Annotated in this window: 27 protein-coding genes and 1 tRNA gene; 8 read left to right on the plus strand and 20 right to left on the minus strand. The window is 70.3% G+C overall.

Going from position 1 to position 26,435, the window contains the following annotated elements:
• Positions 1 to 66: 66 nt before the first annotated feature.
• The 3 genes from CXP56_RS07830 to CXP56_RS07840 all read right to left on the minus strand — a co-directional run bounded on the left by CXP56_RS07830 (position 67) and on the right by CXP56_RS07840 (position 2,054).
• Positions 67 to 696 (minus strand): hypothetical protein, encoded by a 630-nt coding sequence (locus CXP56_RS07830; RefSeq protein ID WP_286900597.1) that lies wholly within the window; start codon positions 694 to 696, stop codon positions 67 to 69.
• 614 nt (positions 697 to 1,310) lie between these two features.
• Positions 1,311 to 1,739 carry an OsmC family protein gene (locus tag CXP56_RS07835; RefSeq protein ID WP_028848298.1) on the minus strand — a complete coding sequence of 143 codons (429 nt, stop codon included), beginning with the start codon at positions 1,737 to 1,739 and terminating at the stop codon, positions 1,311 to 1,313.
• A gap of 12 nt (positions 1,740 to 1,751) precedes the next feature.
• Positions 1,752 to 2,054, minus strand: a complete 303-nt coding sequence (locus CXP56_RS07840; RefSeq protein ID WP_028848297.1) for a DUF4333 domain-containing protein — start codon at positions 2,052 to 2,054, stop codon at positions 1,752 to 1,754.
• 1,442 nt (positions 2,055 to 3,496) lie between these two features.
• Between CXP56_RS07840 and CXP56_RS07845 the strand changes: the two genes are divergently transcribed.
• Positions 3,497 to 4,093, plus strand: coding sequence for a TMEM165/GDT1 family protein (locus CXP56_RS07845; protein WP_028848295.1), 597 nt, complete (start codon positions 3,497 to 3,499; stop codon positions 4,091 to 4,093).
• Here the strand turns inward: CXP56_RS07845 and CXP56_RS07850 are convergent.
• From CXP56_RS07850 to CXP56_RS07860, 3 genes are all read right to left on the minus strand, one after another.
• Positions 4,086 to 4,781 (minus strand): IclR family transcriptional regulator, encoded by a 696-nt coding sequence (locus CXP56_RS07850; RefSeq protein WP_051310311.1) that lies wholly within the window; start codon positions 4,779 to 4,781, stop codon positions 4,086 to 4,088. The genes CXP56_RS07845 and CXP56_RS07850 overlap by 8 nt on opposite strands.
• Positions 4,778 to 5,623: a hypothetical protein gene (locus CXP56_RS07855; protein ID WP_281169012.1), complete on the minus strand. Its 846-nt coding sequence runs from the start codon at positions 5,621 to 5,623 to the stop codon at positions 4,778 to 4,780. The genes CXP56_RS07850 and CXP56_RS07855 overlap by 4 nt, the downstream gene beginning before the upstream one ends.
• 152 nt (positions 5,624 to 5,775) lie before the next feature.
• Positions 5,776 to 6,810 carry a WD40/YVTN/BNR-like repeat-containing protein gene (locus tag CXP56_RS07860; RefSeq protein ID WP_286900599.1) on the minus strand — a complete coding sequence of 345 codons (1,035 nt, stop codon included), beginning with the start codon at positions 6,808 to 6,810 and terminating at the stop codon, positions 5,776 to 5,778.
• Positions 6,811 to 7,012: 202 nt separating this feature from the next.
• On the opposite strand from CXP56_RS07860, the gene CXP56_RS07865 reads away from it, so the two are divergent.
• From CXP56_RS07865 to CXP56_RS07885, 5 genes are all read left to right on the plus strand, one after another.
• The gene (locus CXP56_RS07865) at positions 7,013 to 7,408 is read left to right on the plus strand and encodes a hypothetical protein (protein WP_038045426.1); all 396 of its coding nucleotides are present in this window, start codon (positions 7,013 to 7,015) and stop codon (positions 7,406 to 7,408) included.
• A gap of 40 nt (positions 7,409 to 7,448) precedes the next feature.
• A complete protein-coding gene (locus CXP56_RS07870; protein ID WP_028848291.1) occupies positions 7,449 to 8,258 on the plus strand; it encodes a CPBP family intramembrane glutamic endopeptidase in 810 nt (269 codons plus the stop codon).
• Positions 8,259 to 8,271: 13 nt separating this feature from the next.
• A complete protein-coding gene (locus CXP56_RS07875) occupies positions 8,272 to 8,916 on the plus strand; it encodes an aminoglycoside adenylyltransferase domain-containing protein (protein WP_051310310.1) in 645 nt (214 codons plus the stop codon).
• Positions 8,917 to 8,925: 9 nt separating this feature from the next.
• Complete coding sequence (gene arcA, locus CXP56_RS07880; protein WP_051310309.1) at positions 8,926 to 10,146, plus strand: arginine deiminase; 1,221 nt, start codon at positions 8,926 to 8,928, stop codon at positions 10,144 to 10,146.
• Positions 10,147 to 10,245: 99 nt separating this feature from the next.
• On the plus strand, positions 10,246 to 10,797 hold the full coding sequence (locus CXP56_RS07885) for a ferritin (RefSeq protein WP_028848289.1): 552 nt from the start codon (positions 10,246 to 10,248) through the stop codon (positions 10,795 to 10,797).
• Between the two features lie 291 nt (positions 10,798 to 11,088).
• Here CXP56_RS07885 and CXP56_RS07890 read toward each other — a convergent pair whose 3' ends face one another.
• The 13 genes from CXP56_RS07890 to CXP56_RS07950 form a co-directional block, all read right to left on the minus strand.
• Entirely contained in the window at positions 11,089 to 11,913 is an 825-nt protein-coding gene (locus tag CXP56_RS07890) for a hypothetical protein (protein WP_028848288.1), read from the minus strand.
• A complete protein-coding gene (locus CXP56_RS07895) occupies positions 11,910 to 12,416 on the minus strand; it encodes a SigE family RNA polymerase sigma factor (RefSeq protein WP_028848287.1) in 507 nt (168 codons plus the stop codon). The genes CXP56_RS07890 and CXP56_RS07895 overlap by 4 nt, the downstream gene beginning before the upstream one ends.
• 13 nt (positions 12,417 to 12,429) lie before the next feature.
• The gene (locus tag CXP56_RS07900; RefSeq protein WP_028848286.1) at positions 12,430 to 13,314 is read right to left on the minus strand and encodes a DUF5926 family protein; all 885 of its coding nucleotides are present in this window, start codon (positions 13,312 to 13,314) and stop codon (positions 12,430 to 12,432) included.
• 54 nt (positions 13,315 to 13,368) lie between these two features.
• Positions 13,369 to 14,382 (minus strand): DUF4328 domain-containing protein, encoded by a 1,014-nt coding sequence (locus CXP56_RS07905; protein WP_286900601.1) that lies wholly within the window; start codon positions 14,380 to 14,382, stop codon positions 13,369 to 13,371.
• A gap of 5 nt (positions 14,383 to 14,387) precedes the next feature.
• The gene (locus CXP56_RS07910) at positions 14,388 to 14,735 is read right to left on the minus strand and encodes a rhodanese-like domain-containing protein (RefSeq protein WP_028848285.1); all 348 of its coding nucleotides are present in this window, start codon (positions 14,733 to 14,735) and stop codon (positions 14,388 to 14,390) included.
• A 41-nt stretch (positions 14,736 to 14,776) separates the two neighbouring features.
• Positions 14,777 to 16,573 carry a sodium/solute symporter gene (locus tag CXP56_RS07915; protein WP_286900603.1) on the minus strand — a complete coding sequence of 599 codons (1,797 nt, stop codon included), beginning with the start codon at positions 16,571 to 16,573 and terminating at the stop codon, positions 14,777 to 14,779.
• Positions 16,570 to 17,097, minus strand: coding sequence for a hypothetical protein (locus CXP56_RS07920; RefSeq protein ID WP_051310307.1), 528 nt, complete (start codon positions 17,095 to 17,097; stop codon positions 16,570 to 16,572). Before CXP56_RS07920 ends, CXP56_RS07915 begins: the two co-directional genes overlap by 4 nt.
• A gap of 2 nt (positions 17,098 to 17,099) precedes the next feature.
• A complete protein-coding gene (locus tag CXP56_RS07925) occupies positions 17,100 to 17,924 on the minus strand; it encodes a LytR/AlgR family response regulator transcription factor (RefSeq protein WP_038045589.1) in 825 nt (274 codons plus the stop codon).
• Between the two features lie 114 nt (positions 17,925 to 18,038).
• Positions 18,039 to 18,890, minus strand: coding sequence for a S49 family peptidase (locus tag CXP56_RS07930; protein ID WP_028848281.1), 852 nt, complete (start codon positions 18,888 to 18,890; stop codon positions 18,039 to 18,041).
• A 166-nt stretch (positions 18,891 to 19,056) separates the two neighbouring features.
• Positions 19,057 to 20,481: a histidine kinase gene (locus CXP56_RS07935; RefSeq protein ID WP_084609304.1), complete on the minus strand. Its 1,425-nt coding sequence runs from the start codon at positions 20,479 to 20,481 to the stop codon at positions 19,057 to 19,059.
• Between the two features lie 73 nt (positions 20,482 to 20,554).
• Positions 20,555 to 21,406, minus strand: coding sequence for an Fpg/Nei family DNA glycosylase (locus CXP56_RS07940; protein ID WP_286900604.1), 852 nt, complete (start codon positions 21,404 to 21,406; stop codon positions 20,555 to 20,557).
• A gap of 15 nt (positions 21,407 to 21,421) precedes the next feature.
• Positions 21,422 to 21,862, minus strand: a complete 441-nt coding sequence (locus CXP56_RS07945; RefSeq protein WP_028848279.1) for a hypothetical protein — start codon at positions 21,860 to 21,862, stop codon at positions 21,422 to 21,424.
• Positions 21,863 to 22,011: 149 nt separating this feature from the next.
• On the minus strand, positions 22,012 to 23,640 hold the full coding sequence (locus CXP56_RS07950; RefSeq protein WP_286900605.1) for a sigma-70 family RNA polymerase sigma factor: 1,629 nt from the start codon (positions 23,638 to 23,640) through the stop codon (positions 22,012 to 22,014).
• Positions 23,641 to 23,940: 300 nt separating this feature from the next.
• On the opposite strand from CXP56_RS07950, the gene CXP56_RS07955 reads away from it, so the two are divergent.
• Both CXP56_RS07955 and CXP56_RS07960 read left to right on the plus strand, forming a co-directional pair.
• Positions 23,941 to 24,016: transfer RNA gene (locus CXP56_RS07955), tRNA-Gly, on the plus strand.
• Between the two features lie 454 nt (positions 24,017 to 24,470).
• A complete protein-coding gene (locus CXP56_RS07960; RefSeq protein ID WP_286900606.1) occupies positions 24,471 to 24,938 on the plus strand; it encodes an anthrone oxygenase family protein in 468 nt (155 codons plus the stop codon).
• Positions 24,939 to 25,523: 585 nt separating this feature from the next.
• Here the strand turns inward: CXP56_RS07960 and CXP56_RS07965 are convergent.
• The coding region (locus CXP56_RS07965) for a hypothetical protein (protein ID WP_286900607.1) at positions 25,524 to 26,435 on the minus strand (912 nt) is incomplete at its 5' end.

Here is a 26,435-nt window from a genome sequence, read left to right on the forward strand (position 1 = left end):
GGCCCACGAGCGGCGAGCCCGTTGCCACCCGTCGGCCTCCCGAAGGCCGTCGCACCCGGCGGCGCCTCACGCGGCACCGACCGGGTGCCTGGTGGTCGCCGCGCCGACGCTGACCTTGCGCGACCGCTCCATCGCTGCCCGGTGATAGCCCGGCAGCGCCCAGTCGGGCGGCAACACCTCGATGCTCGGCACCTCGTCACCGAGGATGCGCACCACCCGCTGCAGCTCGCCGGTCAGCCGAGGCCACCCGGACGTCGCGGTGACCAGGACGACCCGCTTGGCGTCGCCGTCCCCGTGCGTCGTGCGGTACCGCCAGCTCTGCCGGACTTCGCCGACCTCCGGGCGTTTCCGCAACGCCGCACCGATCACCGCGGTCACCGAGTCGACGACGTTCCACCGATCGGGTGCGGTTTCTGTGAATGTGTACCGCCCTTCGGGAGTGTCGTCCACCCCGAGTGCCGAACTGACCAGGTGGGGGTCGGCACCGTGCGGCAGCAGGGCGGCGCGCAGCAGCCGGTGCTCGTCGGGTTCCAGGTCGATGTCGTGCCGGAGCAGCGCCTTGGGCAGGGTCCTGGCCAGCACGCCCATGGCGCCTTCGGCGAGCCAGTCGCGGTAGCGCCACAGGTACTCGTCCGGCAGCCTGCCGGCCAGGCGCAGCAGGAGCTCATGGCATGCGAGCTGGGCTTCGTCCTCCACTGGCCCTCCAACCGTGTGACGCGCCACCCGGTCGGCAGCATGCCACAGAACGGTGTGGGCGATGACGCGGGCCGGGCATAAGCCGCTCACCGTCGGACGACGGGCGCGTACGCCCTGGTCAGGCGGTGCATGACAGCGCGAACCTGCCGCGACCGAGTTCGTGGCCGGTCGGTCGGTCAGCGGGGAAGCCCGGCGAGGGCGGGCTCGTGCCGGAGGCCGACCGCGGTGCTGGACCAATCCTGCCCGAGCGGCCGGACCGATTGACCGTACGGCCGCCGCTTGCGGGATCCGTCGCCAGCAGGCCGACGTCGTTCATTGCCGCCGTGCGGCCACGCTGGGCCAGTGCCTCGACCACGGCAGACTGTTTCCCGGCAGGACGCCTGCCCACGCCGTCGTCCGCACCGACGGCCCACGAGCTCGACCCACCGTCCCTGACCACCAGCCGCCACATGCCCGATCGGCCAGGTCGACATGGCACCGGCGAACGGCACCGGCCACGGGCAAACCGCGCCCAGGCCGGCCGCCGATCTCACCGCCATGCGGCTCAGGCCGGCCGCCGATCTCACCGCCACCCGGGCTCAGGCCGGCCCCCTCGATCACGGTCGGCGGCCGCGTCACTCCACCACGGAGCGGACCGGTGTGCCCAGCTCCACGGTGCGGCTCACGGTGCACCACTTGTCGTGGGACTTGGCCACCATCTTCGGCAGCAGCTCGCGCGCCTCGTCACCGTCCGGGCCCTCCGGGAAGCGCACCCGGAACACCACCTCGAGGTTCTCCATCCGGCCGCCGCCGTCTTCGTCCTTGATCTTGTCGCCGCTGGCGACGAGCTCGAACTGCTCGGGCTCCGCCCGCCGGGAGGTCACCGTGTCGACGTCGATGGCGGTGCAGCCGGCGATCGCGGTCAGCAGCAGCTCCACGGGCGTGAACTGGTCCGAATCCCGGCCCGACCCGAACTCGAGCTTGCCGCCCCTGGCGTTGGTCGCGACGTACTTGCCGGGCGCGGTCCGGGTGATGGACACCGAGCGCTTGGTGTTGCCACTCATGCCCGCATCATGTCAGGGCAGCGGCTCCAGCGCGACGTCCACGTCGTAAGTCGCCTGGTCACCCTGCACGTCCCTGATGACCACGGTGACTTCGAAACGCTCGTCCCCGACCACCATCGTGCACGTGACCGACTCGGCGATCTGTGCGCGCACGCTCTCCGGGCATTGCACGTCGTCGTGCGGCTTGCCTGCCCGGTCCAGCGCCGCCGAAACTCCGCGGGCCAGCTCGTCCGGTTGGATGACCCGCTCGGATCCCGAGTCACAGCCGGTCAGGGCCAGCGCCACCAACCAGGTGACTGCCACGCGACCGATCACGCGGTCAACTTACCGCCGGTGACCCGGGGTGGACAGCAGGCCCGCCCGTGCGGGGGGCCGGCCAGGTCGACGGCACCGACCGTCCGGCCCTGGGGAGCAGGCCCGCCCGTGCGGGGGGCCTGCAGCTTGCCGCCCAGCGAGCAGGCGATCTCCACAGCAAACCCGCCCGCGCAGGGGCCCACGCACTGGAACTGATGCCGACCGTGCGCGGCGCCCAGCAGCCCGCCCGCGCAGGGGCCCGGCCGCAGCACCTCGAGCACGTCGGCGATCGCGTCCCAGCAGCCCGCCCGCGCAGGGGCCCGGCGGGATCCACACGGCCGGTTCGTGTCGTGCACCCGGCAGGCCCGCCCGCGCGGAGACCATGCGTGCCGGAGACAAGTCCGTTCGCGAAGCCGAGCAGGCCCGCCGCCCGCGTGGGGACCGGGCGATGGACGACTCGTCCCCTGCGGGCCAGAGCAGCAGGCCCGCAGGGGATCGCATCGAGCAGAAGCCAAGCAGCCTTCCGTCAGCGCGAGCAGGACCGCCCGCGGGGGGATCACATTGAGCCATCAGCCAAGCGGCGTTCCATTCAGCGCCAGCAGACCCGCCCACTCAGGGGACCCACGCACTCGAACAGCTGCCGCCCCGTGCGCACCCAGCAGCCCGCCCGCGCAGGGGCCCGGCGGGACCCACACGGCCGGTTCGTGTCGTGCACCCGGCAGGCCCGCCCGCGCGGGGCCCACATCGAACGTCAGCCGAGCGGCGTGCCCGCCAGCGCCAGCAGACCCGCGCGCGCGGCCCCACCGTCGGGGCAGCGCTCGCCCAACTGCGCACCGGCATACGCGCCCGGGCGAAAGCCCACTGCGCCCGCGCGGACGCGCACGTTGCACCGCCCCCGACCACACCCCCAGCAGGCCGCCCGCACGCGGAGGTCGCCCACCAGCAGCGGCATGGCCTGCGCACCCGCCACCGGGCCCGATGTCGGCAAGCCGATCGAGCCGGACACCGGCGCGAGCCCGGGTCAGCGGGCGTTTGGGACGAGTCCTCCGGTTCGGCACGGCCAGCTGGCGGCGTGGATCGCGCGCGACCAGTACCGTCCGGCCGGTAACGGCCCCAACGGGTGCCCGGCTCGGATAAATCTCACCGTTTTCGCCTTCCCCAGGAAATACGCGAAGCGGGGATCCGGCCTTCGTGATGCGCACCACCAACCCGCCCGGAACACAGCCGCCAGCGGCGCATCGGCGGACCCGGGCAGCACACAGGATCGCCCGCGAACGACGCTCTGACCAGCACGAACTCCCGTGAGACTCAGAGAAATCAAAATTTCGGTGCACCGAAATTCATCGTGCTGTTCATCGAATGACAGGTCTGCCCGCACCGAACGAAACAATTCGCACCAGCAATCACCTGGCGTCCCTTTCCGAACGGCTATACCGTCGTCACGGAAAGGGGTGTGCCACGAGTTGTCCGCAGAATTTCTTGCTTTCGCCACGGCGTTCGCGCTGGTCTTCGCCGTGGAACTGCCGGACAAGACGCTCGTCGCCACCCTGGTGCTGACCACCCGGTACCCGGCCCGCGCCGTTCTGCTCGGCGTGAGCGCGGCGTTCGCGGTGCACGTCGTGGTGGCGGCACTGTTCGGCCAGGCACTGAGCCTGCTCCCCGCGAACGTCGTGGCCGCCGTGGTCGCGGCCATCTTCGCCATCGGCGCCTACCTGCTGCTGCGGGAGAGCTTCGTCAAGCGGGAGGACGAGTCGGTCGACGCCAGCCGTGCCGGCCCGCGCGTGTCGATGCTTCGTGCCGTCACCACCTCGTTCGGTGTGCTGTTCGCCGCCGAACTCGGGGACGCGTCCCAGCTGGCCACCGCTGGGCTGACGGCCCGTTTCGGCGAGCCGGTCGCGGTGGCGCTCGGCGCATGGTGCGCGCTGGTCGCCGTCGCGACGATCGCGGTCTTCCTGGGCCGCAAGATCAGCGCTCGCATCCGTCCCAAGCTGCTGCAACGCGTCGCCGGGTGCGCCTTCGCCGCGTTCGCGGTGCTCGCCACCGTGCAGGCGGTCAGCTGACGGTCTCCGTCAGATCCTTCCGTTCGGTGCGCTCGCCCCGCTCACCGCCGCCGAGCACGGCCGCCAGGTCGGCGGCAGCTCGCATCACCCGCGGGCCGGCTTCGTTGCCGTCCAACGCGTGCAGCGACACCACCCCGATGCTGGCCCGGAAACCCGGCACCCCGCGCACCGGGGCGGCAATCCCGTGCGCGCCCGCCTCCAACTCGCCGACACTGGTCACCCAACCCTTGCCGCCGGGACGCAGCGCGGCGTGGGTCAGCGCCTTGCCTGCCGCGCCCCGGCCGATCGGGTGCGTCGACCCGACCCGGAAGCCCACGTGGTAGCTGGTCCACGACGGCTCGACCACGGCAACCGCCCGCACCGTGTCGTCCTCCGCCACGGACAGGTGCGCGGTCGCCCCCAGGTCCTCGGCCAGCCGGCGCAGCACCGGGATGGCCAGCTCACGCACCTGCGGCACGACCCGGCCAGCCAGCCGGAGCAGCCCGACGCCGAGCCGCACCCGGGAACCGTCGCGATACAGCAGGCCGCGGTCCACCAGCGGGCCGAGCAGCCGGTACACCGCAGCCCTGCTCACCCCGATGTGCTTGGCCAGCTCGGCAACCGTGCGTGCTTCGCCATCGGCGTCCGCCACCGCCTCCAGCAGTGCCAGACCCCGGTCCAGCGTCAGCGACGCCGGCGGCTGGTTCACAGCAACCCCAACTCCTCGAAGTCGGCGACCGTCTCGGCGAACGTGGCCGAGCCGTAGCAGGCGAACAGCTCCCGCACCGCTTTGGCCGCCTGATCGGACAGGTCGAGGGCCTCGGCGACGAGCGCTTCCGCATCGGTCGACGCCAGCGCCTCCTTCACGTCACCGCCCGCCAGGCAGCGCGCCGACGCCACCAGCAGGTTCAGCGAGCCGTGATGGGTGATGCCGGTCTCCGGGGCGGTGTGCCGGACCGCGCGATGCAGGCTGTTGGTGGCCTTGAACGAGGCGCCGGTGACGCCCGCGACCACCGCAAGGAAGTCGGCCACCTCGTCCACGCTGGGGAAGTTCTCCGCGGACTGCCCGCCGCAGCGGATCTTCGGCCAGCTGCCGTGCTCGATCACGTTGCGCACGCCGTCCAGCCAGCCCTTGCCCCGCCGTGGCTCGACCACCCGCACCACGTCCTCGGGCACGAACTCCGAGACCCGCTCCAGCCACACCTCGTCGACGTCCGACGGCGCGGGCATCTCGACCATGTGCAGGTGCAGCAGCTCGGCTCGCGATTCCACGATGGAGATCGCCTTCGGCACGCCACCGAGGCCGGTGTCGATGATCAACGACAACGGCAGCGGGGTGGACGGCCTGATCTTGATCAATTCGGTGATCAGCTCCGGCAACCGGGACGCCGGACACAGGAACAACCCGAGCACGCCCGCGTGCGGCCCGGTGCGTGCATCCAGGTAGTTGTGCAGTGCCTCTGCCATGCTCGCCGTGCCGGGTGGGAACAACGCGGAGTCGTCCACCAGCTTGCTGAACAGGGGCGGCGTGGGGCGAGGTCCTTGAGGCATGACTTCCGCTGGGCTCGACACGGTTGACACGCTAGTATCGTACTTTATTCGGACAACTTGCCCGATTATCGAACACCGCGGCCGCGCGGCCTACGCACCTGGCACGAAGTGTGCCGCGGGGTGCGCTCTCGACCGCGCCCTGCCGCCGTGGTTCAGCCCAGAGCCAGCCGGGCCACCCGCCCGTTCGGCCCGGATGCCCAGCAGGCCCCGTCACGCGCGCATTCGACCGTGTCGAAGCTTCCGTCGTCGAACTGCCGCCAGTGCAGTCCGCCCGTCAAACTCACGTCGCTGCCGGTAGGGCCGACGGCCAGCACGACATTGCCGAACCACGGGTGATACGCCACCGCCGACCGGTAGCCCTGTGGCGCGCTGTGCGGCACACGCCAGGTCTTGCCGCCGTCCCTGGTCAGCGCGAGCGCGTCCGTGCCGTTGGCCGGATCCAGGTAGTCCCCGCCGACGGCGACACCGGCGTGCCGGTCACGAAAAGCCAACGCGAAGACACCCGCGCTCTCGCTGCTGGCCAGCGGCGTGGTGGACACCGTCCAGGTGTGTCCGCGGTCGGTGGAGTGGAACACTCGCGCCTCCTGGTCCCCGCCGGTGGCGATCCACGCGTCGTTGCGGCCGGCGGTAATGAGGCACTGGCCGCTGGCGGAGAAGCCGTACTCGTTGGGCAGCACCGGCGGCATCCCGTCCGGGGGCACCACGCGCCACGTCCTCCCGCCGTCGCGCGTCTCGATGAGCCGGAACTTGCCGTCGACCGGGTCGCTGACCGCCAGGCCGTGCCGTCGATCGAAGAACGACACGCAGTTGTAGAAGGCGGCCTGCTCGTCGTTGACGAAGACGTCGTCCCAGGTCTTCCCGCCATCGGTGGTGCGATAGATGCGGGAATCGCTGCCGTTGCCGATGCTCAGCACGACTGCGGTGTCGGCGTCGAACGCCTCCACGTCACGGAAATCCAGGTTCTCGGTCCCCTCCGGGCCGACGGACGCGAACGTCCGCCCGCCGTCCGTCGTCCGCAGCACGGTGCCGTCGCGGCCGCTCGCCCAGACCACGTCACGGCTCACCACGGACAACCCGCGGAGTTGAGCGGTCGTGCCGGTGTCCTTCAGCTCCCAGCGCAGATCCAGGTTCGCGCGCGTCGCCGCGGTGGCGGCCCCTGGGGCCGCGAGCACGGTCGTCAGGGTCACGGCCGCGAGTACAGCGGCACGTCTTGCCTTCATGGCGGTGGCTCCCTTTCCTTGCGGCCGACGGGTGATGGCCAGCAGGCAACCTAGCCCACCGGATCGGGCAGGCCCAGGTCCGAAGGTGTGATCCGGCCGCGACCGAGCGGCAGCCGACGGCCGCTGGTCAGGTTTGATCCCTTTCGACCGCGGGTACCTCGTGCGCACTATGACGTCAGATCCAGACGACTTCGCCGATCGCGAAGAAGAAATCGTCGAGCTGCCGGACAGCCGGATACGCGTGATACGCATCGTCAACACGCTGATCCGGTTCCTCACCGGGCTGTTCGCACTGGTGCTCGTGCTGCACATCGTGCTGGTGGCGGCGGGCGCGAACTTCGGCAACGCGTTCGCGTCGTTCGTCCGCTCGTTCGCCGACGCCGTCTCCCTCGGTCTGAACAACCTGTTCACCTTCACCAACGACTCGCTCGAGCTGGCCGCCAACCAAGGACTGGCCGCCGTGCTCTGGCTGATCATCGGCGCGGCACTGACGGCACTGATCACGGGGATCTTCCTGCCGGGCGGCGGTGGCACCCGCGTCGTGCGGCGCCGCAAGCCGGAATGACCGACACCCCGCCGACATGGGGCGCGGCTAGGGTGTCGGCGTGGCATTCCCCCTGCGTGCGTGGCTGAATCCGGCCCGCCCGGAGTTCCCCGAGGTCGTCACCGACCCGCGCGAACGGAAGGCGATCACCGTCGAGCTGGTGATCGTCTTCGCGATCACGCTCGGCTTGTCCGGCGCTTCCAGCCTGCTGTCCTACCTGGACGGCCTGCTGCAGCAGACCGCACTCGCCGACCAGAAGGTGGCGCTCAACGTCACCACCACGGACGTCCAGGTCATCGACTTCCTGCGCCAGCTGCTGGGAGTGGTGCGCCTGGTCGGCTGGGGTGCGCTCGGGGCATACCTGCTGTGGCGGACCGGGATCGCGCTCAGCCGTATCGGCCTCGCCCGCCCGGACAAGCGGGACTGGCTCGGCGGCGCCGGTCTTGCCGCCCTGATCGGCATCCCCGGGCTGGCGCTGTACCTGATCGCCTGGCAGCTGGGCCTCAACCGGGCGGTGCTGCCCGCGGTCATGGACGAGACGTGGTGGCGGCCGATCGCGCTGACCCTGTCCGCCACCGGCAACGCCGTCGCCGAAGAGCTGCTGGTGGTCGGGCTGCTGCTCACCCGGCTGCGCCAGCTCGGCTTCGGGGAGAACCAGAGCCTGCTCGTCTCCGCCCTGCTGCGCGGCAGCTACCACTTCTACCAGGGCCTCGGCGGGTTCCTCGGCAACGTGGTGATGGGCCTGATCTTCGGCCGCGTGTGGCAACGCACCACCAGGCTCTGGCCGCTGGTGATCGCGCACGCGCTGCTCGACATCGTCGCTTTCGTGGGGTACTCGCTGCTGCGCGGTGCGTCCTGGCTGCCCGCGTAGCACACTCGAGCCCGTGGATCCCCACGCTTACGCTCGGCAGGTCACCCGCACGCTGCGCGAGCAGCTGCTGCCGGGAACCCTGCGTGGAGCATGGCTGGTCGGCTCCATCGCCTGGGACGACTACCGGCCCGGCAGCAGCGACATCGACGTCCTCGCGGTCGCGGACCCGCAACCGCTGCCCGTGCGGCTCGCCCTTGCCGAGGCACTGGCAGCGCTGCCGTGCCCGGGGCGGAAGCTGGAGTTCGTGCTCTACCCGCCCGGGCCGGATCAGCCGTCCCGCTGGCAGCTCAACCTGAACACCAACCCGGTACACGCCTCCACCGACCCGGCCACCGAGCCCCGGCACTGGTTCGTGCTGGACGTGGCGATGGCCAGGGAACGCGCCATCCCGCTGTTCGGCCCGCCCGCCCACGAGCTGCTCGCTCCCGTGCCCGAGCAGACCGTACGCCAGGCCCTGGAGGAGTCGCTGGCGTGGCACGAGGCGAACGAGCCCAAGGAACCGAACGCGGTCCTCAACGCCTGCCGTGCCCGGCACTACACGGAAACCGGCCGGTGGGCGTCGAAAACCGCGGCCGGGCTGTGGGCGCGCGGCAAGGTCGCCGATCCCAGCGCCATCGACGCCGCTTTGGCGCAGCGCAACCGGCCGCGTGACCCCTAAACTCAGCGAGTGAGCCAGACACCGAAACCCACCGCGCACGTCGACAGCGAAGTCGGCCCGCTGCGTTCGGTGCTGCTGCACCGCCCGGGCGACGAGCTCAAGCGGCTCACGCCGCGCAACAACGACTCCCTGCTGTTCGACTCCATCCCCTGGGTGAGCCGCGCGCAGGAGGAGCACGACCAGTTCGCCGAACTGCTCCGGTCACGCGGGGTGGAAGTCCTGCTGCTGGCCGATCTGCTCACCACGGCGTTGCGCGACGAACGAGCGCATGCCGCGGGCGTGGACATCGCGGTGGACCCGCGTCGTCTCGGCCCCGGACTCACCGACGCGTTGCGCAGCTACCTTTCCTCCGCGGACGCGGAAACCCTCGCGCGCGTGCTGATGAGCGGCATGACGTTCGAGGAGCTGCCCGCGTCGGAAGGGGCTTCCCTGGTGCGCCGGATGAATCACCCGCACGACTTCGCGGTCGACCCGCTACCGAACCTGCTGTTCACCCGCGACTCGTCGGTGTGGATCGGCGACCGCGTGGCGGTGGCGTCGCTGGCCATGCCCGCCCGGGCCAGGGAGACCGCACTGCTCGACATCATCTACGCCTACCACCCGCGTTTCTCCATGGCTGGCCGCGCATACGGGTCGCATCACGCCCCGGTGGAAGGCGGCGATGTGCTGCTCCTTTCGCCTGGTGTCGTGGCGGTCGGTGTGGGCGAGCGGACGACCGCGGCCGGGGTCGAATCGCTGGCCCGGTCACTGTTCGCCGACCAGGTCGCGCACACCGTCCTGGCCGTCCCCATCACGCAGACCCGCGCCACCATGCATCTGGACACCGTCTGCACGATGGTGCACACCGACGCGGTGGTGATGTATCCGCCGACGCGGGACCAGCTGCAGGCCTACACCCTGCGGCCCGCCGACCCGGAGGACGGCGCCCTGCTGATCGAAGGCCCGGCCCCGTTCCTCAGCGCGGCCGCCGAGGCGATGGGCATCGACAAGCTCCGGGTCATCGACACCGGGCTCGACCCGGTGACCGCGGAGCGCGAGCAGTGGGACGACGGCAACAACACGCTGGCCATCGCCCCCGGCGTGGTGATCGGGTACGAACGCAACGTGGAGACCAACGCCCGGCTGGAGCAGGCCGGGATCGAGGTGCTGGCCATCGCGGGCTCGGAACTGGGATCCGGCCGCGGCGGACCGCGCTGCATGTCCTGCCCGATCATCCGGGAGCAATTTTAGGCGAGCCTTACCGAAGTTAGTTTCGGCTATCCTTGGACAAATTCCTAGTTAGGTTTACCTGACTGGAAACCAGCAGGTAAGAGGCCGTATGGTCGCCTTATGTCAGTCATCAAGAAAAATCCGCGGTCGAAATTTTTCGAACTGCTCCAGGAGCAAATTCAGAACGAGTTCCACGCGTCCCAGCAGTACATTGCGCTCGCCGTGTGGTTCGACAACGAAGACCTGCCGCAGCTGGCCAAGCACTTCTACCGCCAGGCGGTGGAGGAGCGCAACCACGCGATGGCTCTGGTGCAGTACATGCTGGACACCGACCACCACGTGGAGATCCCCGGCGTGCCGGAGGTGCGCAACGACTTCTCCGCGCCGATCGAGCTCATCGAGCTCGCGCTGGAGCAGGAGAAGCAGGTCGCCAAGGACATCGAGAACCTGGTCCGGGCCGCCAGGCACGCCGAGGACTACACCAGCGAGCAGTTCATGCACTGGTTCCTCAAGGAGCAGGTCGAGGAGATCGCGCAGATGAACACGCTGCTCTCGGTCGCCAAGCGTGCCGGGGACGACGTGTTCGAGATCGAGCGCTTCCTGTACCGGGAACAGGTCGGCGACGGCGGTCGGGACCCGGACATGCCGCCGGTGGCCGGCGGCGCGCTGTAGCGGGCCGGGCACCGTCCGCGGGTGGCCAGCGGCGCATGTCAGGGGACCGGCCCCCCTCCACGAATGGCCAACAACACACTGCAGAGGACCGGACACCATCCGCCAGCAGCCAACAACACACTGCAGAGAGCCGGACACCATCCGCCAGCAGCCAGCGGCGCACTGTCAGGGGAACACCATCCGCGAGTGGCCGACGGCGCCCTGTAGAGAGCCACACCGCCCATCGCCAGCGGCCCGGCGGCGCACTGTCAGAGGCGGACCCCGTCCGCCGCGCGGGCAGTCCCGGCAGGGTCAGCAGTTGCCGTTGGTGAGCGCGAAAGCGCTCACCGCGGCGCCCTCGCCCGGAACCGTGAAGACGTAGGTGCTGCCCACGCTGGTGTCCACGCGGTACTCGCCCTCCGCCGAGGTCCCGCCAGGGTAGGTGTTCTGCAGCTGCTCCAGCGGGGTGCCGATCCCGATGCCCTCCGGCGTGCGGCCGTTCGCGCCCGCCACGATGCGCCCGACGCCCGCCTCGGAAATCACCACGGTGCTGACCTGGTCGGTCCCGGCGGTCAGCGGGTAGGACGTGCAGCCCTGCGGCGGGGCCGCGTCCTCGGCGAGATATCCCGCCTGCTGCACGTCCTCGTACGACATCCCCAGTTGGATCCGCGCCCAGCCGGTCGGGCCGATCGGCCCGCTGGTCACCGCGGGCGTGGTCGGCACCCGGGACTCCGGGGTACGCGACGGCTGCTTCGGCGGCGGCTTCTTGGCCGGGGCGGAGTCGGGCACCTCGAGCTGCTCCGGCTGCTGGGGCTCCTTCTCCACCCGGGAGCGCGAGGGCTTCGGCTTGGCCGACGAGCTGGCCGCCGTCGACAACGTCGCTTCCGTCCCCGGCGCGGCGACGTTGGCCTGCTGGTCGGCGCCCTGCGGCCCGATCAGCATGACGCCGCCGGCCACCACCACCGCCGCGACGGCGAGTCCGCTGCCCGCGATGGCCATGTCCCTGCGCCTGCGCACCCGGCGCGCCCCGGCGATCACCGCGTCCCGCGCGCCCGGTGCGACGCGGACGGTCAGCCGCTCGTCGTCGAACAACCTGCGCAGGTCCGACTCGAGGTCGTGGTCGGAACGCTCACTCACGGCTGACCTCCCTCCTCCATTGCTCCGGCCAGCTTCTTGCGCAGTGACGTGATCGCCTTGCTCGCCTGGCTCTTCACCGTCCCCGGGCTGACCCCGAGGCTTGCCGCAATCTCCGCTTCGGACAGTCCTTCGTAGTAACGCAGAACTATCACCGCACGTTGCCTCGGTGGCAGTTCGCGTAGCGCCTGCCACAGCGGTTCGTGCTCGAACGGGTCCGGGTGGCGGTAGCCGTCGTGGTTGTCCGGCAGGTCGGCGACCAGCTGCTCCCGGCGCCGCTTGCGCCATCGGGAGATGTGCGCGTTGGCCATCGACCGGCGGACGTAGGCGATCGGGTCGTCGGTCTTGCGGGACACGTGATGCCAGCGCGCACCGATCTTCTCCAGCACCGACTGGACCAGGTCCGCGCCGTCGTGCGGATTGCCGGTCAGCGCATAGCCGTAGCGCAGCAGCGCAGGCAGCTGAGCGTCGACGAACTCGCCGAAATCCCCCAGCTCACGGGCCATGCCTCGCCCCTACTCACCGCAGCGTCAGTTGCCGTCCGAGAATCCCGTCGCGAGCCCGCCGCTCGTCGCTGGTCAACGGTTGGTCGGCCACACTTGCCAGCGCCTGCTGGAGCCGTTCGCCGAACTGCTCCAGCGGCTCGGTCCACTCGCGCGCGTGCGCTTCCCGGTCGACGTCCCACACCGGCACGAGCAACCCGTGCGCGCGGAACGATCCGGCGAACCGCGAACCCTCGCCGAGGTCCAGCTCGCCCCGCGCGGACAACCTGGCCAGCGCTTTGAGCACGTCGTTCTCCGGCTCCGGGCGTACCCACCGGATGTGCGCCTTCTCCCCGGTGTCCACCCAGTACGCCGCCTGCCCGATCCGTTCCGTGGGCAGGATCGCCTCGTTGGCCCGCTCCAGCGACAGCTGGACCTCCCTGCTGATCTCCTCCTGATCCTCCGGCAACCACCAGGAGAAGTCGTCGTGCAGCTCGGGCACCAGTTCGGCGTCGGCGACCACCAGGTCCTGCAGGCGCTCGCCGTCCTCCGGCGGGCTGGTGGTGTCCGGAGCCGCCAGCACATCGCCCTGCTCGGCCTGCAGCACCCAGCGCAGGCTGCGTCCGACGTCCCGGCTGACGTCCGACGACCGGGTCTGCACCTGCATGGCCACGAACCGCTTGCCGTCCGATCGCACCATCGCGGCGGCCGCCCCGGGCAACACCGTCGCCAGCGTCACCGAGCCACCGTCGGTCAACGGCAGCTCCACCGTCGCCGACGGGACGAACTCGCGCATCGCGATCAGCTCGGTCTCGGCGGCCAGCCCTTCGAACGGCTGCGCCACGAAGACGTCACGGACCTTCTTCTGCTTCCTTTCCTCGGCCCGGCGTACGGTACGCGCCCGGCGGGAACGCTTGCCCACGTGAAACCTCCTCACTGCGGGTTGAAGCCCCGGGTGGTTGAACCTACCCGGTGGCTACCGCCGCACCCCCGCCGGGCGCACGGTACGCAGCGGAGGTGGCTGGGCGTCCTCGCCCACCGCGACCACCAGCATGCGTTTGCCCGCCAGCGACCGTTCCGGGGCGAGCAGCATGCCGATGCGGCGGATGACCAGGATCGTGACGACAGCCAGCGCGGCCGCGGTCAGATGCGTGATCCCGGTGAGCAACACCGAGTCCGCCATCGCCTGGACGCCGTCTCCCATCCGCCGCCACAGCGTCGCGGCGACCAGCACGGCATTCACCACGCAGCCGACCCACCACGTGACGACCAGCCGGGACGGCCGCGGCCGTTCGTCCGCCGGTTTGCGCAGCGCGACATGCTCCAGCTCGGCGATCACCGGGCCGGGCAGCACCACCGCCGCGACCGCCACCACCGCGATCAGCAGCGGCGCGGCAATGACCACCACCAGCGGCGGCAGCTCCACCCGGTACTCGACGGCGGCCACGACCGCCAGCAACACCCACAGGCCGACCAGCTTCGCCCCGGCCATCACGGGTCCGTACGGCGGCTCGACGTCGGCCAGCCTGGCCGCCTCGGAGCGGGCCAGCTGCAGCCACCACAGCCCGAGCACCAGCGCCGCGAACAACAGGATCGGAATCGGGTACCACAACCCGGTGACCAGCCCGTCGGACACCCGCACGGCCACCGTGCCGAGCGCTTCGTCACGGCTGATCACCAGCAACGCGTACCGCCAGAACTCGGCGACCCCGGCCAGCACCGCGAACACCGCGGCCGCCGCCAGGACACCGGCCGTCCACACCCCCACCGGCCGGATCAACTCGTCGGCCCGCGGGCGGGCACTGCGGGTACCCGGCACCGACGTCGGCTGGCGCCAGATCAGGCCGGGAAAACCCCATCGGGGCGGCACCGGGTACGACGGCGGCCCGGCATACGGCGGCTCCGGCGGCTCACGCCGGCGCCGCGGCGTGCCCGGCGGCGGGCTCGCCGTCCAGCGCACCGGAAAACCACGAGCCGGATCCACCGTCATCGCCGTTACAGCACCGTCGGTTCGACGCCCGGATCCTCGGCCACCACCGGCCTGCCCTCGGTCAGCCAGGACTTCATGCCACCGGCGACATTGCAGGCCTCGAAGCCGTTGGCGTTGAGGAACGCGGTGGCCTGCTCCGACCGGCCCCCGGTGCGGCAGACCACGTAGATCGGCTCGTCCTGGGCGAACTCGGCCAGCTCGCCCAGCCGCGCGGGCAGGTCACGCAGCGGGATGTGCAGCGCATCCGGCGCGTGCCCGGCGCGCCACTCGTCGTCCTCCCGCACGTCGAGCAGCCGGAGGTCGCCGTCCGGCAGATCGGCCACCCGGGTCGTCGGTACGTCTTCGGGAAACATCGGCACGATCCGATGGTGCCACGACCGGCGTGGGTTCCGCGTCAACCGTGCCCGTGCCGCCGGTGCCTGGTCAGCCCGGACCGGGTCCGCTCCTCGGTCTGCCGGGGGAAGCTGCGGTCCCGCAGGAAGCCCAGCGGGTCGGGCGCGTGCATCCGCAGCATCAGGTCGTCGACGTCGGCCGGGACACGCCTGCGCGACATCTTGCTCACCGCGATGGCCACGAAGAACGCGACCGGCACGGACACCAACGCGGGGTGCTGGATCAACACCGGGGCTTCCTCACCGCGCTGCAGCGCGGCCACCTCGAGCCCGATCGCGGTCAGCACCAGGCCGGCGCCGATCACCATGGCGGCCGCGGCGCCTTTCGCCTTGAGCCCGCGCCACCAGATGCCCAGCACCAGCACCGGGCAGAACGTGGACGCGGCCAGCGCGAACGCGTGCGAAAGCGTGTGCGCGAGGTCTATCCGGGGCGCGGCCAGCGCCATCGCCAGCGCGGCGGCCGCGACGAGTACCGCTCCCAGCTGTTGCTTGCGCAGTCGCTCGGGCAGCACACCGGTCGAAATCACCCCGGCCACGCTGAAGACCAGGCCGGACGCGGCGGCCAGCACGGCCGAGAAGATGCCTGCGACCAGCACGGCGGTGACGATCTGGCCGGCGAGGCCACCGCCGAGCATGGCCGACGGCAGCAGCAGCAGCGCGGTGTCGGTCTCCCCGGTCACCAGCAGACGCGGCACGTACAGCCGGGACAGCACCGCGAGCATGATCGGGAAGACCGCGAAGATCCCGACGAAGAGCAGCACGTGCAGCGTGGTCCGCCGGGCGGAGATGCCGTCCGGATTGGTGTAGTAGCGCACCAGGATGTGCGGCAGGCCCATGGTGCCCAGCACCAACGCGAGCAGCAGCGAGTACGTGCCGAGCAGATCCCAGACGTCGCCGCCGGACGGATCCAGCCAGTCGGCGTTGCCTGCGGGATGCCCGGCCAGCACCGGGACCGGCGCACCTGCTTCGAACGTCAACGTCGTGTCCGCACCGACCTCCAGCGGCCCGCGCTGCGGCGACCACGTGGTCGGACCGTCGGTGGGGTGACCGGCGATCTCCCCGTGCGCTTCGAACTTGGTCGGTGCCTCCACCCGCAGCGTCACCGGCTCGCTGATCCTGATGGTGCTGTCCCGGGCGAACACCGGAGGGTCGTCGGACGTGATGCCGTGCGGCGCGCCACCCGGTGCGGATCCGATGAACACCACCAGCATGACCAGGGTCGGCGCGATGATGGCGAACATCTTCAGCCAGTACTGGAACGCCAACGTCACGGTGATGGCGCGCATCCCGCCGCCGAGCACGGTGATCAGCACCAACACCGTCAACGCCACCGGGCCCGCCCAGTCCGGGCCACCGAACAGCGTGCGGGCCGCCAGCTCGGCGCCGTGCAGCTGCGGCAGCAAATACAGCACCCCGATCAGCGCGGCGACCAGCGAGGCCAGCCCGCGCATCCCGGCGCCGGGCACCCTGGCGTCGATGAAGTCCGGCATCGTGTAGGCGCCGGAGCGGCGCAACGGGGCGGCCACGAAGATCAGCAGCGCGACGAAACCCGCGGTGAAGCCGATCGGGTACCACAGGCCGTCGGCACCCTCGGCCAGCACCACCCCGGTGATCCCGATGAACAGCGCCGCGCACAGGTACTCGCCGGACATCGCCGCGGCATTGCGCCGGGACCGCACGGTGCGCCTGGCGAAGTCGAAATCCTGCCCGCTCCTGGTCGCCGAGCGCCTGCCGAGCGTGTAGGTCACCACGGCCACCACGACCACGGCCACCGCGGCGGCGATCTGCAGGCCGGTCATCCTCTGTGCTCGATCATGTCGACGAACGCCCGCTCATGGCGTTCGGTCACCCGGACGAACAACAACCCGATGCCGCCGAGCACCGGGAACGGCGCCACCCCCAGCAACAGCCAGGCCAACGGCACACCGACCACCTCGAGCCGGGCGAAGTCGGGCAGCAACCACATCACCAGCGGCAGACCGCCCACCACGGCCACCGTCAGCAGCGCGAACAGCACGCCGATCTTCAGCAGGCCGTGGATCTGGTCGGCGATCAACGTGGCACCCCAGCTGGTCTGCTGAGCGAGCTCGGAGCGCGAATGCAGATAGGGCCGGACCGGCGCGACCGGACCGTCGTCGAGCACGATGCGCTGGCGCTTGGGCTTGGTGGGCGGGTCGACGTCCGCCTTGGCATGCGCAGGCGCCCCGGGGACACGCTCCACTGAAACCGGCTTCATCTCCGGCCGGGAGGAGCGCCCCAACGTGGGGTCGGGTGTGCGCACCCGCGGCCACCGCGGCGACGAGGTCCGAGTGGCGTCGTCCATGGTCAACTTCTCAGGTTGCCGGTGAGCCGATCCTTCAGCTCACGCGTGTGCCGTCTACTGACCGGAAGCAGCTTCTCCTCGTTGCCGATCACCACCTGGTAGCCGCCCTGGCACATGCGCAGCTCGGTGATCAACCGCAACGCGACCAGGTACGAGCGGTGGATGCGGACGAAGCCCGCCTTCCCCCACCGTTCCTCCAGCTGCGACAGCGGGATGCGCACCAGGTGCGACGAGCCGTCCATGGTGTACAGCCGGGCGTAGTCGCCCTGCGCCTCCACCCACCGCACCTGCGACCGCGGGATGAGCTTGGTTGTGCCCGCCAGCTCGACCGGGATGACTTCGTCGTCGCTGGGTGCCGCGCGGTCCTCCTGGGGTGCGCCGAACCGCTCCCGCAGCTTGGCCCGCACCCGGTCGATGGCCTTGTCGATGCGAGGCTGCTCGTACGGCTTGAGCACGTAGTCCACCGCGCCCAAATCGAACGCGTTGACCGCCTCGTCGCCGTGGCCGCTGACGAACACCAGCTCCGGCGCCGGGTTGAGCGCGGCGAACACGCGGGCCATCTCCATGCCGGTCAGCCCCGGCATGTTGATGTCCGCGAACACCACGTCGACCGCGGGCAGGCCTGCCTTGCGGCGCTTGGCCAGCAGGGGGTGCTCGGCCGAGATGATGCGCAGCGCCTCGGACGCGTCGACCGCGTCGAAGATGTGCCCGATGTACCGGTTGGACTGCAAGCGGTGCTTGAGCATGTCCAGCCCGGGCTTCTCGTCGTCCACGGCCAGCGCGACCAGGCGCCGAGTGTCGTCATGAGTACTCACGGTGACATGCATCCTGCCCACTGCGGGGTACCGATGTCCAGATCGAACCGAACGATGTTCACGATCCGCCGGGGTTGTTCACGGAACGTCCACCGAACTGTCACGCTACGTTGCGGACAGTCGGCATCATAACCCGAAACGCGCCCAGGCCGCGCGATGCTCGACCGCGGTCAGCAGCGCGTCGATGCCCGCCGCCGCCGGGCTGCCCAGCCCGAGCCTGGCCAGCAACGGCTTCTTCGGCTCCGCCACGGTGATGGTGGCGTCCGGATAGCGCTGCTTGACCACCTCGCGCAGCGTGCCGATGCCGTCCACCAGGCCGAGCTCGTGCGAGCGCGGGCCGAGCCACACGTCACCGCTCCACAGCTCGGGATCGTCCTTCAGCCGCTCGCCCCTGCGCTGCTTGACCCAGTCGACGAACAACTGGTGCAGCTGGTCGTGCATCGAGCGCAGCCACTGCACGTCCTCCGGCTTCTCCGGCTCGAACGGGTCCAGCCTGCGCTTGTTCTTGCCCGCGGTGTACAGCCTGCGCTCGATTCCGTACCGGTCGATCAGGCCGGTGAAGCCGAAACCGCCGGTGACCACGCCGATCGAGCCGATCAGCGACGTGCTGTGCGCGTAGATCTCGTCCGCGGCGCAGGCCAGCCAGTAGCCGCCGGAAGCGGCGACGTCCTCGCAGAACGCCAGCACCGGAACGTTCTTCTCGTCGGCCAGGCCGCGGATACGCTCGGCGATCAGGCCGGACTGGGTCGGCGCGCCGCCCGGCGAGTTGATCACCAGCGCGACCGCCTTGAGCCGGTCGTGCTCGAAGGCACGGGTCAGCGCGGACTCGACGGTGTTGATGTTGAGCACGCCGCGGCTGAACGGCGAACCCTGCGGAGTGATCACACCGTGCAGCTTGACCACGGAAACCACGTCGGACCTGTCCCCGCGGTCGGCGATCCTCGGCAGACGGGCGGTCAGCTTCTCGGCAACGCTCATGAGGCCAGGGTAGCGAGAAGGGACGACCCCCTGGGCGGATTCGCCGGCTGGACGAAGTCCGGCACCCAGGGGGTCGGGTGGTTGCCTGGTATTCGCGCTCAGCGGACAACCACCTCGCGCGTCCAAGAAGTATTCACCTTCGGACCACCTCCTTTCCCGCGTGCGGTCAACGGTAGGGAGCCCGCTGCGGTGGTGGCAACCGAGTTTCCTCGCGCCTGTCCCGGCCCGCTCGCCTGCGGCGACGGCGCGGCTGCTGCCATTCCTCGGTCGGCGGGTCCTCGTGCAGCCGCGCGCTCGGCAGCCTGCGCGGGCGCGGGCGATGCATGGTCTTGACCGGCTGCGGCGGCAGCAGCGGCGACCGGCCGGAGTCCCGCTCTTCCTTCGCCGCCTCGTAGCCGGGGATGTCCGGCCGCACGCCGGGGGCGTACTTGGGCACCCGCAGGGTGATCTTCATGCCCGCACCCGGCGCGGTCTCCACGATGACCGGATACTCCGGGCCGAACAGCTGCCGCATGCGCTGGCTGATGTTGCTGAGGCCGACGTGCTCACCGCTGCGGTGCGCCGACGACAGGCTCTTGAGCTTGGCGGGGTCCATCCCGACCCCGTCGTCCTCCACGATGATCACCGCGTCGTTGCCCGCGTCCTCGGCGATCACGGTGACCGTGCCGCCGCCCGGCTTGCCGGAGATGCCGTGCTTGACCGCGTTCTCCACCAGCGGCTGCACGATGAGGAACGGCACCACCACGCCCAGCACCTCCGGCGCGATCTTCAACCGGACGTTGAGCCGGTCGCCGAACCGAGCGGACTCGATGGTCAGGTACCGGTCGACGTTGCGCAGCTCCTCCGCCAGCGTGGTGAACATGCCGGAGCTGCGGAAGCTGTATCTGGTGAAGTCCGCGAACTCCAGCAGCAGGTCCTGGGCTTCCTCCGGATCGGTGCGGATCAGCGACGAGATGGTGTTCAGCGCGTTGTAGACGAAGTGCGGCGAGATCTGCGCCCGCAGCGCCTTGATCTCTGCCTGCTGCAGCGCCGACTTCGACTCCTCCAGCCGGGCCAGCTCGAACTGGGTGCGCACGAACTGGGCGACCGCGTCGGCCATCTCGATGAGCCGGCGGCTGCGGGACCGGCCGACCACGATCAGCACGGCGTCGGTGCGGCCCTCGACGATCAGCGGCACGATCACCGCCGCCCGCATCCGACACGAGCTGCGATGCGAGCACGGGAGCTTGTCGTGCGACACCAGCTCCCTGCGGTGTTGCTCCCGCGCGGAGGCGATGGCCGGCTCGAGGTCCACGTAGTGGTCGGTGGCCTCGCCGTCCCAGCTGTGCAGCACCCCGGCGCCGTCGGTGATGCCGACCGCGACGCAGTTCAGCAACTGACGCAGGTGCCGGGTGATGCGGTCGGCGGCCTCCTGGTCGAGGCCTTCCCGCAGGTCGGGGGCGGCCAGGGCGAGCCGGTGCACGGCGTGCAGCACGGCGTCCTCGGTCGCCTTGCCCGGACGGCGCGAACGTAGATACACCGCCACCGCGACCAGGATCGCAACGGTGGCAATCACCCAAGCGAGGAGTTGCGATAGCGGAACGTTCGGCACCCGACCATGTTCGAGCCTGGTCGCCGCGGTGACAAGTGCACTGGGTGATCTCGCCGATCGCGTTCGGTGAATGTCACTTGAGCAGGCGATCGAGCCTACGATCGGACAGCGGCTTCCCCTTGGTCTGGCACGTGGGGCAGTACTGGAACGACTTGTCGGCGAACGACACCTCGCGGATCGTGTCCCCGCACACCGGGCACGGCAGGCCGGTACGGCCGTGCACCCGCAGGCCGGAGCGCTTCTCGCCCTTCAACCGGGCGGCCTCCTGCCCGACGGATCGGTCGACCGCATCCCGCAGCACGGTGACCATGGCTTCGTGCAGCCGGTCGAGCGCGTCGTCGTCGAGGCGGCCCGCGGTGGCATACGGCGACAGCCGCGCCGTGTGCAGGATCTCGTCGGAGTAGGCGTTGCCGATGCCGGCGATGAGCCGCTGATCGGTGATCGCGTTCTTCAGCCGCTCGGTACGCCCGGCCAGGATGCCCGCCAGGCCGTCGCGATCCAGTGTGGCGGCGTCCGGCCCCAGCGTGGCGATGCTTGCGACGTCGGACGGGTCGCGCACCAGCCAGACCGCCATGCCCTTCTTGGTGCCCGCCTCGGTGAGGTCGAAGCCCGGGCCGCCGAGGTGGAGGCGCAGCGCGATCGGTCCTTTGCCGGGACGCACCGGCTTCGGCGACAGCTCGTCCGACCAGCGCAGCCAGCCCGCACGGGCCAGATGGGTGATGAGGTGCAGCTCGCCCAGGCAGACGTCGAGGTGTTTGCCGTGCCTGCGCACGTCGGTGACTTCTTTGCCGTGGGCGGCGGTGATCGGCGGGTCGAACGTCTTCAGCACCGCCAGTGACGCCACGTCGATCCGCGAGACCGCCCGGCCGACAGCGTGCTCCCGGAGGAAGTGGGCGAGGGCTTCGACCTCGGGCAGCTCGGGCATGGCGCCTCCTGGTGCCTACTCGACCGGCCGGAGCGGTCCGTTGATGTCCGGCATGGAGTGCTCCTCGATCGCGGTCTTGATCCGCTTGAGCTCGCCCTGCACCTTGAACACGCCCCGGACGGTGCCGACCCAGCGCTCGGGTTCGGCGTCCTCGTCATTCTCGACGGTCTCCGCGACGACCCGCCACGGCCGGCGCAGCGCCCAGCGCGTCGGGAAGAAGAGGATGATCAGGGCCAGCAGGAGCACCACCCAGCTCGGCACGACCACCGCGTCCGGCATCCACAGGAACAGAACGGCGGCGAAGATCACGACCAGGGAGATCATGATCGCCGCGGAGACCTGGCCACCGGTGACGTCGTGCTCGAAGTCTTCTGCGGTGGCGGGGGCGCGCCATTCCAGCTGACTGCGCAGAGTCCATTTCCGGCCGTCGGCTGCGATGACCGACTGCTCGGCCATTCCGTCTCCTCTCGGATCGCCGTTCCTGCGCACCCATTGTGGCGTAGTCGGTGCCCATCCGGAGACGTCAATTCGGGCAGCTTCGATGGTCGCTCAGCGTGATCACGACCCGGGGACGTGCGTCAGCTGCTCGTGGTGCCCCGGGCGGGTCAGCAGTCGTCGTGCCAGTAGTAGGTGGACGAGTATTCCTGCCCGTCGTCGTAGATGTAGGTGGTGCGCTCGTAACCCACACCACGCATGTACGAGTACTCGTACATCTCGGTCCGGTGTGCGACGTCGTTGTAGAACTCGTAGTACTCGAAGTCGTCGACGCAGTCGTGGGCCACGTCCTCGTACGAGGACTGAGGCGGCTCCTCCGGCGCCAATGCCGGCCTGTTGACCGTCTCCTCGGGCTGGCTGTCCGGCGGCGAGCCCGGCAGGTGCCGCTCGCGTGCGCCCTCGACGACCGTGGTGTTCTTCGCCTTCGGCGAGGGCAGGTCGGGAACGGTGTCCGGGGAGGACGGCGTGGTCGGCGGAACTTCGGCCAGGACCGTCCCGGACAGGTGGTCCGCCGTGCCGGAGTCCGACCTGTTCGGTTTGACGCTGTCGAGGCGCTGGGTGTCGCTGTCCTGCTCCTGGCGCTGCGTATCGATGGTCTTGGCCGGGGAGCGCTTGAGCAGTTGACCGGATGGCGACGACGTTCCCTCGCCGTGGCCGCGCTCCACCGTCGGGTCGTGGCGGTCGTAGCCCTGCTGGCCGTGCAGGCCCAGCACGTTCACGGCTTCGCCGTTGAGCATCGCGCCCGCGCTCCAGCCGAGCACGCCGACCACGGCCGTGGAGGCCACGGCGACGCCGACTTTGAGTTTGGCGCTGGCGAAGACGCTCTTGAGCGCGGTGAGCTTGCTGGCTACCGCTGCCGTCCCGGACGCCGTTGTCCCGGACGTCGCCGTTGCCTCGGTGGCAACCGTTGTCCCGGATGTCGCGGTTGTCCCGGTGGCAACCGCCGCCCCGGACTCGGCCGACCCGGCGGCCAAGGCTCCGGCACCGGCCAGGGACGGCAGCGCCAACGCGATGACCCCGGCGTGCGCGCGGAGCGAGTGGCAGACATCGCGCAGCTCTGCGTGCGTGGAACGGCACGCCGCGCAGTTGCCGAGATGCGCCGCGATCCGCGCCGCCTCCGCGGGCGTGACGGCTCCGGCGGTGTAGCTGCCGAGCTTGTCCAGCACCGAGCGACAGCTCGCGTTGCCCTGGTAGGTGCTCAGGTGAGCCTGCAGATAGGCGGCACGCAGGCCTTGCCTGGCCCGGCGGGCCAGGGCGGCGGTCGCGTTCGGGGTCAAGCCGAAGTGCGGCGCGACCTTGGCCGGCTGCGCACCCTCCACCTCGGTACGCCACAACACGGTGCGCCATCGTTCGGGGAGGCTGACGAACGCGCGGGTGATGAGCGCGTACTCGGCCGACCGCGCGCAGGCCGACTCGGTCGCCCCGGCGCGGCTGGTCAGCTCGTCGTCGCTGACCGGGACGTCGTGCGAGGCGCCGCGCCACTCCCAGGCCACCCGGCGGGCCACCGTGAGCAGGTAGCCGCGGATGTTGTCGTGGGGTCCGTTGCCGCGCTTGATGGCGCGGAGAACACGGAAGAAGGTCTCGGCCGTGATGTCGTCGGCTTCGGCAGGGTCGTTCGCCAGGCTGCAGGCCAGCCGACGCACCGCAGGGGCGTGCCGCTCGAACAGCTCGCCGAATGCTTCGTCCTGCCCGCTTCGCAGACGTGTGAGCAAGTCCTGCTCATCCGTCTCGTGCGTCATCCGGCCAGGTCCCTCCTCGCCGATACCGTGATCGGCAGCCCCGTTCGGGCTACGTCGTACGCCTGCGGATCGGGTGTCAGTGTGACCGGGAGAACGACGGAGAGTGACGATTTTGCGCCACAGGCGCCGATTCGCCAGGCGAGCGGCCGGTACGGCGCGACCAGCGGTCAGTGTGGCTGGTGAAGTGGTGGTCCCCTGCACGGCGCGCTGAGCGGTCACGGGCGACACATCAAAAGCTGTCCGATCGGTGGTCCCCTGCACGGCGCGCTGAGCGAGCGGTATAAACTTCGGTCGTCGCTTGCGGACGTAGCGCAGTTGGTAGCGCATCACCTTGCCAAGGTGAGGGTCGCGGGTTCGAGTCCCGTCGTCCGCTCCAAGACAGGACGCCTCTCGGGGTCCTGCGTACTTCCTTCCGTGGCTCCACACGTCGAGCAATCTCCCGTGGCGCCATGCGCCTTGGTCGGGGAGTGTCCTGAAGTTCCACACGCTGTGTCTCGGCCGAGCCCCGTTGCGCGTACTCCGCGCACCGTTCCTTGGCCGCGCCGTCAACCGCGGCACGGAGCACTGTGCCCTGCCCGAGCCGTCCGCGACTCCAAACACGGCTTCTCAGCCCCGCCGTTCACCAAAGCCCTGACAGATGCACGTCCACCGACCCGCCGCGACTCCAAACACCGCTCCTCAGCCCCGCCGTTCACCAAGGCGCTGAGGGCTGTACCCTGCCCGAGCCCGTTTCGAGGCTCCCCGCGCCGCGTCCGAGCGAGTCCCGCACGCCAGAATTCGTCTCAAGCTTCTCGTAGCGGAGGAACGTCCCGTCACGGGATGATGCGGTCATGATCACCGCATTGACCGTCGTCGCCGCCGTGGGGTGCGGACTCATGGCCGGCATCTTCTACGCGTTCTCCGGTTTCGTGATGACGTCGCTCGGCCGACTGGCGCCGGAGCACGGCGCCACAGCGATGCGGGCGATCAACGAGGACATCCTCAACCCACTGTTCCTGCTGTCGTTCATGGGAACGACACTGCTCAGCGCGATCCTGTCGGTGGCTGCCGTCGTCGACTGGCAAGCGGAGTCTCCCTGGCGGCTGGCGGGCGGCTTGCTGTATCTCGTCGGCTCGTTCGGTGTCACCGCAGCATGCAACGTGCCGTTGAACAACCGGCTGGCCGAATCCGACCCCGCCACTCCCGATGGCGCATCGTTCTGGGCGGAGTACCGCCGCCGCTGGGTGGCGTGGAATCACGTCCGCTCGGTCGCCACGACGGGCGCCATGGCGGCGCTGATCGTCTCGCTGACTGTGTGAATCACAATCGGCAGCACGCAGCCGTGCCGGTCTCAACGCCAACCCAGCACCCCGATCCTGCCCGACCGTGATCGTTTCGCAGACCGACCTGTTCGACGAGCACGAGCGGCGGGTGCCCAGGTGACGCAGACCCAGGCCGTGCTCCCACCGCGGTGACGGCGACGATCAGCGCGTTGCGATCAGGACGGTCGCTTCCCCGTCAGTGACCGTGCCCCCCGGCAGGCCATGAGCGGCCTCCACGCCGACGGCCACGACGGTCTGGGCGTGCTGCGAGCACACGCTCCGCAGTCGAATCCACCGGCGGGCACGGCCAAGGTGTAGATCGACCCGGCGCTGCTGAGGCGTGGAATCTGCACGCTGGACAGGGGTCGGCACCCGGGGCGCGCCCACCATCGTGGATGAATCTGCACCCGAAACAGCGGTAGGCAACGGCCCGCCGTCTCGTCTCGGACACACAGGCCAAACCAGCCTCGCCGACACGACGAGCCGCAAGCCGCTCGTCTCGAGCAGCGACCAGCCGACCACCATCGTCACTCAGGACGCGCTGATGGCGGATACCGTGCTCGGGCCCGCAGGCGGGGTGGGTTATTCGCCGATGACTGATGGGACGACGGTCATGCCGGTGGTTTCGTCGATGAGTTTTTCGCCGTGTTCGTCGTATTCGACTTTCAGGCCGGGGTCCATCTCCTGTTTGATGTAGTACTGGTCTTTGTGTTCTTTGTCCTCGGCACCCTGGCCACGCGCGCCTGCGGCGCCGCCCATCATGCCGGCCATGCCGCGGGGGCCGAACCCGCCGGCTCCAGCGCGGGCAGCCGCCGCACCGGCACCGGCCGCGCCGGGTGAACCGGGACCGATCACACCAGCACCCTTGCCGGCGCCGAGGGCTCCCCCAGCGGCACCACCGGCCGCGCCACTGCCGAGCGGACCGAACCCGGCCACACCACCGGCGCCACCACCGGCACTACCGCCGCCCACACCGGTCGACCCGTAGGCCGAACTCCCGGCAAGCGACCCGGACCGCGAACCCGTGCCCGCCGGGTCGAACCCGGACGTGCTGGTGTTGCCCGGCGGAATGACCCGGCCATTGGGCAACACCCTGGTGCCGTCCGGCAACACCTTCGTCCCGTCCGGCAGGATCCGAGTGCCATCCGGCAACACCCGCGTCCCGTCCGGCAGGATCCGGGTGCCATCGGGCTTGACGATGGTGCCGTCCGGCAACCGCCGCGACCCGTCCGGCAGGCGGACACCACCCCGCGAACTGCCCGAGCTGTCACCGGTGCGGTTGTTCGTGCCCGTCTTCGGCGGCTCGATCCGCCCACCACTGCGGCTGGTCCTGCTACTCGTACCCGTCGGCTGCGACGTCGGCCTGCTCACCCGCGGCAGGTTCGTCCCGATCGAGGAGATGGCCTTGTTCTTGTCCCCACCACCGGTGCTCGAACTGCTCTCCGCGCTCCCACTGCCGTCGAACTTCGGCGGCTCGGCAAACACCGGCGCCTT

The organism is Thermocrispum sp. (assembly GCF_002919275.1).
GTDB classification, from domain to species: Bacteria; Actinomycetota; Actinomycetes; order Mycobacteriales; family Pseudonocardiaceae; genus Thermocrispum; species Thermocrispum agreste.